Annotated in this window: 13 protein-coding genes and 1 tRNA gene; 7 read left to right on the top strand and 7 right to left on the bottom strand. The window is 69.4% G+C overall.

All coding sequences use genetic code 11. From position 1 onward, the window contains the following. Positions 1-69: 69 nt before the first annotated feature. The 4 genes from HPA02_RS08725 to folE form a co-directional block, all read right to left on the bottom strand. The gene (locus HPA02_RS08725; RefSeq protein WP_146802799.1) at positions 70-1,527 is read right to left on the bottom strand and encodes an NAD-dependent succinate-semialdehyde dehydrogenase; all 1,458 of its coding nucleotides are present in this window, start codon (positions 1,525-1,527) and stop codon (positions 70-72) included. A gap of 67 nt (positions 1,528-1,594) precedes the next feature. Beyond that, entirely contained in the window at positions 1,595-2,071 is a 477-nt protein-coding gene (locus HPA02_RS08720) for a hypothetical protein (protein ID WP_146802798.1), read from the bottom strand. A gap of 88 nt (positions 2,072-2,159) precedes the next feature. Further along, on the bottom strand, positions 2,160-2,576 hold the full coding sequence (folX, locus tag HPA02_RS08715; protein WP_146802797.1) for a dihydroneopterin triphosphate 2'-epimerase: 417 nt from the start codon (positions 2,574-2,576) through the stop codon (positions 2,160-2,162). 14 nt (positions 2,577-2,590) lie between these two features. Then, the gene (gene folE, locus HPA02_RS08710) at positions 2,591-3,148 is read right to left on the bottom strand and encodes a GTP cyclohydrolase I FolE (RefSeq protein ID WP_146802796.1); all 558 of its coding nucleotides are present in this window, start codon (positions 3,146-3,148) and stop codon (positions 2,591-2,593) included. Between the two features lie 336 nt (positions 3,149-3,484). Here folE and HPA02_RS08705 point away from each other — a divergent pair, with 336 nt between their 5' ends. Then, on the top strand, positions 3,485-4,024 hold the full coding sequence (locus HPA02_RS08705) for a hypothetical protein (protein WP_146802795.1): 540 nt from the start codon (positions 3,485-3,487) through the stop codon (positions 4,022-4,024). A gap of 78 nt (positions 4,025-4,102) precedes the next feature. Here HPA02_RS08705 and HPA02_RS08700 read toward each other — a convergent pair whose 3' ends face one another. Next, positions 4,103-5,098: a serine/threonine protein kinase gene (locus tag HPA02_RS08700; protein WP_146802794.1), complete on the bottom strand. Its 996-nt coding sequence runs from the start codon at positions 5,096-5,098 to the stop codon at positions 4,103-4,105. A 63-nt stretch (positions 5,099-5,161) separates the two neighbouring features. After that, entirely contained in the window at positions 5,162-5,896 is a 735-nt protein-coding gene (locus HPA02_RS08695; protein WP_244945895.1) for a ComFC family protein, read from the bottom strand. A 77-nt stretch (positions 5,897-5,973) separates the two neighbouring features. Between HPA02_RS08695 and bioB the strand changes: the two genes are divergently transcribed. The 6 genes from bioB (at position 5,974) to HPA02_RS08665 (ending at position 10,584) form a co-directional block, all read left to right on the top strand. Further along, entirely contained in the window at positions 5,974-7,035 is a 1,062-nt protein-coding gene (bioB, locus tag HPA02_RS08690) for a biotin synthase BioB (RefSeq protein WP_146802793.1), read from the top strand. Further along, the gene (gene bioF, locus HPA02_RS08685; RefSeq protein ID WP_146802792.1) at positions 7,035-8,192 is read left to right on the top strand and encodes an 8-amino-7-oxononanoate synthase; all 1,158 of its coding nucleotides are present in this window, start codon (positions 7,035-7,037) and stop codon (positions 8,190-8,192) included. The genes bioB and bioF overlap by 1 nt, the downstream gene beginning before the upstream one ends. Next, entirely contained in the window at positions 8,189-8,887 is a 699-nt protein-coding gene (locus HPA02_RS08680) for an alpha/beta fold hydrolase (protein ID WP_146802791.1), read from the top strand. Before bioF ends, HPA02_RS08680 begins: the two co-directional genes overlap by 4 nt. Further along, entirely contained in the window at positions 8,884-9,696 is an 813-nt protein-coding gene (locus HPA02_RS08675) for a methyltransferase domain-containing protein (RefSeq protein ID WP_146802790.1), read from the top strand. The genes HPA02_RS08680 and HPA02_RS08675 overlap by 4 nt, the downstream gene beginning before the upstream one ends. 39 nt (positions 9,697-9,735) lie before the next feature. Further along, a complete protein-coding gene (gene bioD, locus HPA02_RS08670) occupies positions 9,736-10,440 on the top strand; it encodes a dethiobiotin synthase (protein WP_146802789.1) in 705 nt (234 codons plus the stop codon). 59 nt (positions 10,441-10,499) lie between these two features. After that, a tRNA-Leu gene (locus HPA02_RS08665) sits at positions 10,500-10,584 on the top strand. A gap of 119 nt (positions 10,585-10,703) precedes the next feature. Here the strand turns inward: HPA02_RS08665 and HPA02_RS08660 are convergent. Then, positions 10,704-12,122: a phospholipase D-like domain-containing protein gene (locus HPA02_RS08660; protein WP_146802788.1), complete on the bottom strand. Its 1,419-nt coding sequence runs from the start codon at positions 12,120-12,122 to the stop codon at positions 10,704-10,706. Positions 12,123-12,168: the final 46 nt, after the last annotated feature.

Raw genomic sequence — 12,168 nt, 5'->3', positions numbered from 1 at the left:
TGCCCTGAAACGCATCAGGCCCCCGAGTGGGGGCCTGATGCGTTTCAGGGCATGTCAAGTGACTAGGGGTTACTCCAGCTCCATGCACAGGTACTTGGTCTCCAGGAACTCCTCCATGCCCTGATGGCCGCCCTCGCGACCCAGGCCGGAGGCCTTGACCCCGCCGAAGGGCGCCGAGGCATTGGAGATCAGACCGGTATTGATGCCCACCATGCCGTACTCCAGGGCCTCGGCGACCCGCCATACCCGGCTCAGGTCCCGGGAGTAGAAGTAGGCCGCCAGGCCATATTCGGTGTCATTGGCCTGGGCCACGGCATCCTCCTCGTCCTCGAAGGGGAAGACCGCCGCCAAGGGCCCGAAGGTCTCCTCGCTGGCCACCGTCATCTCGGCGCTGGCGAAGTTGATCAGGGTCGGGGTGAAGAAGTTGCCACCCAGCGGGTGCGGGTTGCCTCCCAGCAGCAGCTCGGCCCCCTTGTCCACGGCATCGTGGACATGCTCGGAGACCTTGGCCACCGCCTTGTCATCGATCAGCGGGCCGATATTGACGCCGGCCTCGGCGCCGTTACCCACCCTGAGCTCGCTGTTCATGGCCGCCGCCAGCTTCTCGCAGAAGGCGTTGATCACGCTGGTCTGGACCAGGAAGCGGTTGGTGCAGACGCAGGTCTGGCCGGCGTTGCGGAACTTGGCGGCCATGGCCCCCTCGACGGCGGCGTCCAGGTCGGCATCCTCGAAGACGATAAAGGGCGCATTGCCGCCCAGCTCCAGGGAGAGCTTCTGGATATGCCGGGAGGCCTGGGCCATCAGGGTGCGTCCCACCTCGGTGGAGCCGGTAAAGGTGATCTTGCGCACCGCCGGGGATTCGGTCAGGGCCGCGGCGATCTCGCTGGCCTTGCCCGGCACCACGTTGAAGACACCCCGCGGCACCCCGGCCCACTCCGCCAGCAGCGCCAGGGCGGTAGCCGAGAAAGGCGTCTGACTGGCCGGCTTGATGACGATGGGGCAGCCCGCCCCCAGGGCGGCACCGGCCTTGCGGGTGATCATCGCGGCGGGGAAGTTCCAGGGGGTAATGGCCCCCACCACCCCCACCGGCTGCTTGGTCACCAGGATACGCTGATTGGGCTTGGCGGCGGGCAGGGTCTCGCCGGAGACCCGCCGCGCCTGCTCGGCGAACCAACGCAGGAAGCTGGCGGCATAGGCGATCTCGCCGGCGGCCTCGGCCAAGGGCTTGCCCTGCTCCAGGGTCATGATCCAGGCCAGCTCGTCCTGGTGCTCGAGCATCAGGTCGTGCCACTTCATCAGGATGTCGGCACGCTCCAGGGCGGTCAGGGCCCGCCAGGCGGGAAAGGCCGCCTCGGCGGCCTCGATGGCACGCTCGGTCTCGCCACGCCCCAGGCGGGGTACCTGGCCGATCTGCTCGCCGGTGGCCGGGTTGATCACGGCGATCTGCTCGCCGCTGTCGGCGGCCACCCAACTGCCATCGATATAGGCGAAGGGTCGATAGAGGGTACTCTCTTGCAGGGATTGCATGGTGTTTGCTCCTTCCCGGGAAGCCGGCGACCCAGGCCGCCGAGAGAAAAGGGGATCCCGACGGCGCCTAGCTTACCGGCACCGCCGCGGAGGGGGCGACCAGGGCGCCCAGCACCGCCACCAGCAGTGCCAAGGCAATCGCCAGCCAGCTGAACAGCCGGCCCCGATAGCGGGCCGGATCGCGCTGGACCTGGCGCAGGCCCCACCAGGCACAGGCCGCCGCGGCGGCGGCGAGCAGCGGCACCTGGCCGTCGAGAAACAGGGCAAGAAAGGCCAGCAGCAGACCGCCCAGGCTCCAGCCGGAATAGCGGGGGCGCTCGCCCCCCTCCCCCCCCTGGGCGGTACCGGCACGCAACTGCGGCACGGGGCGCAGGATCACCTGCACCGCCTGGCCATCACGGGGGGTAAAGGTCACTTCCTGGCCGGCGGCGGGCAGGCCCCTGCCTCGCCAGCCACTCAGGTCGAAGAGGTAGCGGCGGCCGTCACTGGCCGCGATCTCGCCCGCTTGGGTCGCGTCGTCGAAGGCAATGATGTCGCCATTCAAGGCGAGTCTCCTTGGATAGGGGGCTTCTCCCCCATGCTAAGACGAATCGGCCCTGGCACCAACCCCGCAAGGGGCCGATTCGATCACGCTACTCGGGTCGGTGGGCGGGCAGCTCCCGAGAGTCGGAGAGAGTGATGGAGACGGAGTCGGCGAAGCGCAGCGCATGGGGCTTATCGATCTCCACCTGGGCCGTCAACACCTGATCATAGGACATGATGATATCCAGCACCTCGCGGGTCATGCGCTCCAGAAGCAGGAAGCGATTCTCCTCCACATGAGCGATCACATGCTTGGTGATGGTGCGGTAGTTGAGGGCCTGATCGATATGGTTGAACTGCACCGCCCGGGCGGCCCGATAACGAATCACCGCATTGATCACCACGTCCTGGCGGTTGGCGATCTCCTCTTCCTTGATGCCGATATAGGTGCGCAGCCGCAGGTTCTTGATGCGGATGGTGGCCAGGTCATGATCGAGGTGCTGATCATTCAGGGAGTGCATGGGCATGGCAAGGCTCCGGCTCAGCGACCATTGATCAGGGTCAGGAATTCCTGACGGGTCGGGGCATTCTCACGGAAGGCGCCCAGCATCACCGAGCTGGTCATGCTCGAATTCTGCTTCTCCACGCCGCGCATCATCATGCACATGTGCTTGGCCTCGATCACCACGGCCACGCCACGCGCCTGGGTCACCTGCTGCACCGCCTCGGCGATCTGCCGCGTCAGGTTCTCCTGGATCTGCATGCGCCGGGCATACATGTCGACGATACGCGCGAACTTGGAGAGTCCCAGTACCTTGCCGCTGGGCAGGTAGGCGATATGGCACTTGCCGATAAAGGGCAGCAGATGATGCTCGCACAGGGAATAGAGCTCGATGTCCTTGATCAGCACCATCTCATCGGTCTCGGACTCGAAGACGGCACCGTTGACCAGGGTCTCCAGGGACTGCTCATAGCCCCGGGTCAGGAACTGCATCGCCTTGGCGGCACGCTTGGGGGTGTCGCGCAGCCCTTCTCGCTCGGGGTCTTCCCCGAGGCCCAGGATGATCTGGCGGTAGTGTTCGGCGAGTGCTTCGGTCATGGTGTGGCCCACTTGTCGAATAAATCGCTACAAAGTATTGCAGCTAGTACATGTCTTGTACAACAAAATCCTTGCCAGGACACGCCTTCCAGCGCCTCGATCATGGCGGGTCATGCATCGTGTCCGGGCAAAGGGGCGATTCTAGCGCATGGGCGCCCGTCTCGCAGGTCCTGATGCGCCATCGCACCTTGGCGCCGAGACGCGCCACAACGCCGTGGCATAATGTCACGCGGGCCCGGCGGCAGCGCTCCCGGCTGTGCTAGCATGGGGGGCCTAGCAACATGCTGCTTGGCCGTTATCGCCCGCTATCGTCAGCTATTGATCAAGAGTCCCGCCATGGCACAACGCACCCTTCGGCTTACCTCCCTGCTCACCGGCCTGTCGGCCTCCCTGCTGCTGAGTTCCGGGATGGCCCAGGCCGAGACCCTGCACCTCCCCAACGAGGCGATCATCGAAGTCGCCGTGATCGAGTCCACGGCTTTCACGCCCGAGGCGCCACGTCGCGGCGATATGCTGCTGCGCCCGGTGGCCAACGCCGCCGGCGACATTGCCCTGCCTTCCCACTGCCTGATCACCGCCGATGGCCTGCTGGATGGCGGGCGGTTGCGCGTCTCGGCCCAGACTCTGACCTGCATCGCCACCGATGGCGGCGAGAGCGAGATCTTCAGCGGCGAGATGTCCGCCACCGCCTACGATGCCGATGGCCGCTTCGGCCTGGACGCCTGCGTCGATGCCGAGTGCCGCGAGGCGCGCCTGCTGCCCTCCCGCACCTTTATCATGCGCCTGGGCCATGACCTGACCCTGGAGCCCAAGGACAACCCCTCGGCGCGGATCAACGAGGAGCGCCGACAGGCGAGCGGCGGCGACACCCCCTGACGTCACGCCCGCGACCGGCAGTATCGAAGAGGCCCCGCCAATGGCGGGGCCTCTCGCGTCGGCTGGCGGCCTCCGACCTCAACCGGGGCCCGCCAGCCAGCGCGGCTGGTTCGTCAAGGCCAGGCTCTGCTGCTCCAGATCGCGGATATGCTGGTCCCAATAGCCCGACTCGGCGACCCAGGGAAAGACCCGCGGAAAGGCCGGATCTTCCCAGCGCGCCACCAGCCAGGCGCTGTGGCGCATCAGCCGCAGGCCACGCAGCGCTTCGATCCAGCGCAGCTGGCGACGATCGAAATCACAGGCCTGCTCATAGCCTTCGAGCAACTCCGAGAGCTGCATCTGCCACTCCTGTTCATGCTGGGCGCTGAGCAGCATCCAGAGGTCCTGCACCGCCGGCGCCATCAGGCAGTCGTCGAAGTCAACCAGGGCGAAGTCGCCGCCGCGGCCGAGCATATTACCCAGGTGGCAGTCGCCATGGGCGCGAATCATCGAGGCCTCGGGCCAGGCCAGTTCGAGAATGGCCGCCGCCAGCTCGCCGCTGATGCGCTCATAGGCGCGCCGCTGGCGGGCATTGAGCCAGGGCCCGGCCAGCACGATGGCGCGGCTCTCCTCGGCCAGGGGGCCGGGCTCGAGGCGCCGACGATGGACGAACTCGCCGCGCCCACCCACCGCATGCAGGCGGCCGATCAACTCGCCCAGGGCGAAGAGGTGATCCGGGTTGTCGAGTTCCGGGGCGCCCCCCGGCAACTGCGGGAAGAGCGCAAAGCGAAACCCCTCATGGCGATGCAGGCTGACGCCCCCGGCATCCCGCCAGGGCGCGGCCACCGGCACCGCCTCGGCCAGCAGCTCGGCGAGGAAATCATGCTCCTCCTGGATCGCCTCGTCCGTCCAGCGCTGGGGACGATAGAACTTGACCACCCAGCGGCGCCGCTCCTCGTCATGCAACTGGAAGACCCGGTTCTCGTAACTGTTCAGCGCGAAGGGCTCGCCGGGCAGCCAGAAGCCCAGGGACTCCACCGCCTCGACCACCCGGGCCGGAGAGAGGAATTCGAAGGGGTGTGGATCCGGAGTCATGGCGCGTCCTTTGCTGGTGCGTTGCGAAGATCGACAGTGGGCATCATAGCAGCCCCGGGGCCTTCAATCGCCGCTTATTCCAGGGGCGCCCGCGGCTGACTCTAGAGGCGTGCGCGCCATGGCCCAGGCCTCGACCGTCTCGGCCCCGGCCCGTCGACAGGCCAGCGCCAGGGCCTCCAGGGTGGCCCCGGTGGTCATGACGTCATCGACCAAGGCGACCCGCGCCGGTAGCGCCGAGTCGATGCGGAAGGCCCGACGCAGGTTGGCGCGTCGAGCCGGACGATCGAGGCCGCGCTGGCTCGGGGTGTCGCGCACACGCCGGGCCTCGATCCACGGCAGCTCCAGGCGACGCGCCAGGCGCCGGGCCAGCCAGTCCGCCTGGTCGAAGCCGCGCCGTCGCGCCCGCCGGTCATGCAGCGGCACCGCCACCAGCGCCGCCACCGGGGGCAGCGTCAGGTCGCGCAGGAAGAGCTCCAGTAGCACGCTGCCGGCTCGCGGCGAGGCATGGAACTTGAAGGCCCGCACCAGCCCCTCGACCGCCCCCGCGTAGCGCAGCGGCGCCCGGGTCCGGTCGAAGGCCGGAGGACGCCTCAGGCAGGCGCCGCAGGGCCTGCCGAGCCCCTGCCCCGCCTGGGGCTCGCCGCAGCGGGGACAGGCCGGCAAGTTCCAGGGCAGGGCCAGCAGGCAGTCATGACACCAGGGCGCCTGGCGCTCGGCGGGGCCCAGGCAGAAGGCGCAGCGCCCCGGCAGGGCCCGGCGCAGGGCATGGTCAACCCAATGTATGATCGAAGTTGACAAGGCGTGGCCACGCCCTATCATCGTGGTCAACCTAAAGTGATTCATATAGTTAACCAAATCAGCCGCGAGCCCTACCCATGACTCTAGCCAGCCCCACCCCACCCCGCCACGACTGGACGGTGGAGGAGATCGAGGCACTCTTCGCCCTGCCCTTCAATGACCTGCTGTTCCAGGCCCAGCAGGTACATCGCGCCCACTTCGATGCCAATGCGGTGCAGGTCTCTACCCTGCTGTCGATCAAGACCGGCGCCTGCCCCGAGGACTGCAAGTACTGCCCCCAGTCGGGGCACTACACCACCGGGCTGGACAAGGAGAAGCTGCTGGAGATCGAGAAGGTGGTGGCCCAGGCCGAGGCCGCCAAGGCCGCCGGCGCCAGCCGCTTCTGCATGGGCGCCGCCTGGCGCAGCCCGCGGGAGAAAGACCTCGAGGTGGTGCTGGAGATGGTCAAGCGGGTCAAGGGCCTGGGCCTGGAGACCTGCATGACCCTGGGCATGGTGAATGACGCCCAGGCACGGCGCCTGGCCGAGGCCGGTCTTGACTACTACAACCACAACTTGGACACCTCCCCGGAGTACTACGGCGAGATCATCACCACCAGAAGCTATGCCGACCGCCTGGAGACCCTGGGACATGTCCGCGATGCCGGCATGAAGATCTGCTCCGGCGGCATCCTCGGCATGGGCGAATCGGGCCGCGACCGCGCCGCCCTGCTGCAGCAACTGGCTCGCCTGGCCCCCCACCCGGAGTCGGTGCCGATCAATATGCTGGTCAAGGTGCCGGGCACTCCCCTGGAAGGCGTCGATGACCTGGACCCCATCGAATTCGTGCGCGCCATCGCCGTGGCGCGTATCCTGATGCCACGCAGTCATGTACGACTCTCCGCCGGACGCGAACAGATGGACGACAGCACCCAGGCCCTGGCCTTCCTGGCCGGCGCCAACTCGATCTTCTACGGCGAACGCCTGCTGACCACCGAGAATCCCGAGGCGGCGCGGGACAAGCGCCTCTTCGAGCGCCTCGGCCTGCATCCGGAGCGCCGCGAGGCCTGCGCCGACGACACCCAACAGGCCGCGGCGCTGGAAGACGCCATGCGTCGCCAGGCCAGCGCCGGCCTCTACTACGACGCCACGGTGGCCTGATGACCTGGCGGCAACGACTCTCGGCCCGCCTCGCCAGCCAACGCGAGGCCGGACTGTGGCGCACCCGCCTGACCATGACGCCGGCCCCGGGCAGCCGGGTGCGCGACTTCGCCAGCAACGACTACCTGGGCCTGGCCCGGGACCCGCGGCTGGCCGAGGCCCAGGCCGAGGGGGGGCGGCGCTTCGGCGCCGGCGCCGGCGCCTCGCACCTGGTCAGTGGCCACCTGTTGCCCCATCAGCTGCTGGAGGAGCGCCTGGCCGAGCTGACCGGCCGCCCGCGGGCGCTGCTCTTCTCCACCGGCTACATGGCCAATTTCGGCACCCTCCAGGCGCTCTGCGACCGCCAGACACACCTGTTTCAGGATCGCCTCAATCATGCCTCCCTGCTCGATGGCGCACGGCTCGCCGGGGCCCGCAGCCGGCGCTACCACCACGGCGACCTGGCCGACCTGGAGCGCCTGCTGAGTCGTGCCGAGGCGGGCCCGCGCCTGGTGGTCAGCGACGGGGTCTTCAGCATGGACGGCGACGTGGCGGATATCGACGGCCTGGCCTCGACCTGCGCCCGTCACGACGCCTGGCTGATGATCGATGACGCCCACGGCCTGGGCGTGCTGGGCGAGCACGGCGATGGCTGCGTGGGGCGGCGCTTCCCTGCCGAGCGGGTGCCGGTACTGGTGGGCACCCTGGGCAAGGCCCTGGGCACCGCCGGCGCCTTCGTCGCCGGCGACGATCTCCTGATCGATACCCTGATCCAGTTCGCTCGCCCCTATATCTACACCACCGCCCAGCCCCCCGGAGTGGCCATGGCCACGCTTCGCGCCCTGGACCTCCTCGAGACGGAGCCGGAACGCCGGCGGCGACTGCACGAGCACCTCGATCACTTCCGCGCTCGCGCCAAGGCGCTGGGGCTGCCGCTGCTGCCCTCGCCGACGCCCATCCAGCCCCTGCTGCTCGGCGATAGTGCCCGGGTGATGCGCTGGAGCCTGGCGCTGCGCGAGGCGGGCTTCATGGTCGGGGCCATCCGTCCCCCCACCGTGCCCCAGGGCCAGGGGCGCCTGCGCATCACCCTCTCCGGCGGCCATCGCCGGGCCGATATCGACGAGCTGCTGGAACGCCTCGCCGAGCTGCTCGCCGCCGACCCGGAGCCGCTGCCGTGAGCCATCTGGTGCTGCTCTCCGGCTGGGGCTGCGATGCGCGTATCTGGCGCTCCCTGGCGCACCACTGGTCGGCGGACGTGACGCCCTCGACGCCGGACTGGCCCGGCTATGGCCAGGCGCCTGCTCTGGCCAGCCCCGCCGGCCTCGACGCGCTGGCCACGGCCATGGCCCCGAGCCTGCCCGGCGAGGCGCTCTGGGTGGGCTGGTCCCTGGGCGGCCTGCTCGCCGCCAGCCTGCTGGAGCGACTGCCCCCGCCCCGGGGCCTGGTGCTGCTAGGCTGCGCCCCGCGCTTTACCGACGGCCCGGTCTCCCCCGCCGCGCTGGGCGATTTTCGTCGCGCCTTCGCCCGGGACCCGCGGGCCACCTGGCGCCATTTCCTACGCCACCAACTAAGCGGCGAGCCGGCCCCGCGCCAGGCCCTCGGCGAACTGCGCGCCCTGCTGGGGAGTGTTCCGCCCGCCGACGACGCCACCCTGGCGGCCGGCCTGGAGCAACTGGCTGACCTGGATATCGGCGCGACGCTCGGCGCCCCGCCCTGCCCCATCCGGCGACTGCGCGGCGCCCGAGATCCCCTGCTGCTCGCCCCACGGCCGGAGGAGCGGGTGCTCGAGGAGGCGGGCCACTGCCCCCAACTCAGCCAACCGGCGGCCCTGGTGCGGCAGCTGGAGTCCCTGGCGATGGAGGTGAATGCATGAGCGTACCGATGCCTGCGGCCACCGAGCTCCCGGACGCGGACGATCGCGCCTGGCGCCGCCGCGTCGCCCGGGCCTTCGGCCGCGCCGCCCCCCACTACCGCCGGCGCGCCGCGGCCCAGGCCGCCCTGGGAGAGCGCCTCTGGGCCCATCTGCCGGAGCACGCCGAGACCATCCTCGACCTGGGCTGTGGCCCCGGCCACTGGAGCGCGCGCCTGGCGCACCACTACCCCGCGGCCCGGGTGATCGGCCTCGACTTGGCCATGGCCATGCTCGACGAGGCCCGCCGCCGTCACCCCGAGACCATCGCCTGGGTACGCGGCGATGCCGCCGCCCTGCCGCTGGCCGACCAGGGCCTGGACCTGCTCTTCTCCAACCTGGCGATCCAGTGGTGCCCCGACCTCGAGGCGGTGCTCGTCGAGGCGCGTCGCGTCTTGCGTCCCGGCGGCCGCGCCCTGATCAATACCCTGGGCCCGGGCACCCTGGCCGAGGTCGCCCAGGCCTGGTCACGACCCGGTCGCCCCGCCGCCCTGCTCGACTTCCTCGATGCCGGACGCCTGGAGGCGGCGGCGCGGCGGGCGGGCTTCGCCACGGTACGCCTGGAGCGCGCCCGGGAACGCTTCTTCTACCCGGACCTGGCCGCGGTGATGGCCTCCATCAAGGGCGTCGGCGCCCAGGTAGCCCCGGGGGCCGGCGCGCCACGACTGGGCCGTGCCGACCTGGAGCGGGCCAAGGCCCGCTTCGAGGCCCTGCGCGAACCCGCCGGCCTGCCGGTCAGCTACCAGCGCCTGACCCTGATTCTCGATAGATAACTCGGTCCCCGGGGCCGACGCTCGATAGGTGAGTCAAAAATGCGTGCTTATTTTGTTACCGGAACCGATACCGACGCCGGCAAGACCCTGGTCGCCGCCGGCCTGCTGGCCCGGGCCCAGGCCGCCGGCCTCACCACCCTGGGCCTCAAGCCGGTGGCCTCCGGCTGCGAGACCACACCACAGGGCCTGCGCAACGCCGACGCCCTGGCCCTGCAGGCGGTCAGCGCCCCGGCCATGGACTATGCGGCCATCAACCCCCACGCCTATGCCCCCGCTATCGCCCCCCACTTGGCCGCCGAGCGCGCCGGCGACCACCTGACCCTGGCCGGGTTGGTGGAGTGCCTGGCCCCGCAGTTGGCCCTGCCCCGGGACCTGATCCTGGTGGAGGGCGCCGGTGGCTGGCGAGTGCCCCTCAACGACCGGGAAGACCTGGCCGGCCTGGCCTCGCGACTGGCGCTGCCGGTGATCCTGGTGGTGGGACTCAAGCTGGGCGCCATCAACTATGCTCGACTCAGCGCCGAGGCGATCCGCGCCGACGGCCTGACCCTGGCCGGCTGGGTGGCCAACGGCATCGATGCCGAGATGCAGGAGCAGGCCGCCAACCTGGCCTGCCTACGCCGCCACCTGCCCGAGCCCTGCCTGGGGGTGGTACCGCCCCTGGGCGACGGCTCGCCCCAGGCCCTGGCGAGTGCCGCCGCGGCGCACCTGCGGCTGCCCGGCGAGGCCAATAACGCCTTGACTTGAGGCACTATTCACCTAGAATATGGGGCCCTGTCGACGAGTCATCTGACTCCGTTCACCCTGCGGATGTGGTGGAATTGGTAGACACGCCAGATTTAGGTTCTGGTGCCTTCGGGCGTGGGAGTTCAAGTCTCCCCATCCGCACCATTTTATTCTTATTTTTCAAAGCACTGGCTGAATATTCCGGCCTAATCGACAGCTTCGAACACTCGACGACGCCCCGCTTGTTGCGGGGCGTCGTCGTTTACCAAGACCGCCTGCGAAGCCTAGAAGGTCGATAGCCCCGAGGCCTCCATCAGCCGGTAGCGCCAATAGCCCCAGGGCCCCACCCGATCCTCGCCGTTGAGGGCCTGGCTGGTGCGTCGCTGTGGACCATTGTCCCAGCGCGCCTCGAAGAAGGCGGCGGCCTCCGCCAGGGCCGGGGCCTCCGATCCCCCCGTCAGGCGCACGCTGGTCTCCAGGTTGAGGTTATCCAGGTTGCGGCGGGTAAAGTTGGCCGAGCCGAGGAGCAGCGTCGCCTCCCCCGCACCGGCGGGCCGATGCAGCAGCAGCTTGCTGTGGCACTGCTCGCCGCGGGTCAGGCACCAGCGCACCGCGACCCCCGCCGCGGCCAGCTCCTGGGCCACCGGCCGGTTGGGAATGCCGTTCTTGGCGAAGCCGAAGGCATCACGGTTGGGGTCCAGTAGTACCCGCACCCTCACCCCTCGCGCCTGGGCCGCCGCAAGGGCCTCGATCACTCCGCGGTGGGCGAGGTAGAAGACCGCCAGGTCGAGGCGATCCCCCGCCTCGGCATCGGCGATGGTGGCCAGGAGGGCATCGCGGATCGCGCCTTCGGTCAACAACTGCAGGGCCAGTGCCGACGCCGGCTCGGCGACCGGCGCCGGTTCGGGCAGGCTCACCCCGCTCCAGGCCGCCACCACCCGCTCGCTGGCCAACAGATCCAGCGCCGCCGGGCCGCGGAAGCGCAGGGCCACGTTGCCGTGCCGGCTGCTGGCATCATGGGGGTTGGCGGAGGTCACCAACCCCAGCCAGTCATCGCCGCTGTCCACCACCAAGGTCTTGCGATGGTTGGCATTGAAGTTGAGCAGGCTCAGGTAGCTGCGCAGGGTGACACGGCCAGGGCCCATGGCATTGGGCAGCCAGCCCGCCTCGGCGCTGTTGCCGAACCAGCGGGGTCCCAGGTGCCAGCCCCCGGACCACAGGGGATTGGAGGCCCGCAGCCGGGTCAGCTCGGTCTCCACCACCCGAATGCCCGCCGCGCGCAGCGCCTCCAGATGCTCGAGGGCCAGGCCCCCATAGAGGGTATTCAGCGGGTCGGTGATCACCACCACCTCGAGCTCGGGATAGCGACGCTTCTGCGCCAGCAGCGCCTGGCTCAACTCGCTGGAGAGCGGCCGAAATCCCGCCCCCGCGGCCTCGCCGGCAAAGTCATTGAACAGGAACATATCGACCACCACCAGGCGCCGTGCCTGACGGATCATCGCCAGCACCTCGTCGAAGATCGCCTGCTCCTGATGGCGCCGTCCCTCGGCGTCATACCAGGTGTGGTCCGCCAGGAAGCGCACCTCCTCGACGCCACGCACCGGCCAGGCCCGGCCGATGCCCTCCGGCAGCGGCTTGACGCTCTGCCAGAGCCCCATGGCCATCCAGGCCAGCAGGATTGCCCCCAATACCCAGGGCCACATAGGCCGCCTCCGTTTTTCCATTCCGGTCTCCCTACCCAACACTGCG

Origin of the sequence: Bisbaumannia pacifica (assembly GCF_007989625.1) — a bacterium.
Lineage (GTDB): Bacteria > Pseudomonadota > Gammaproteobacteria > Pseudomonadales > Halomonadaceae > Bisbaumannia > Bisbaumannia pacifica.
The sequence above is the reverse complement of the archived record's forward strand: the minus strand, read 5'-3'. Positions and strand labels throughout refer to the sequence as shown.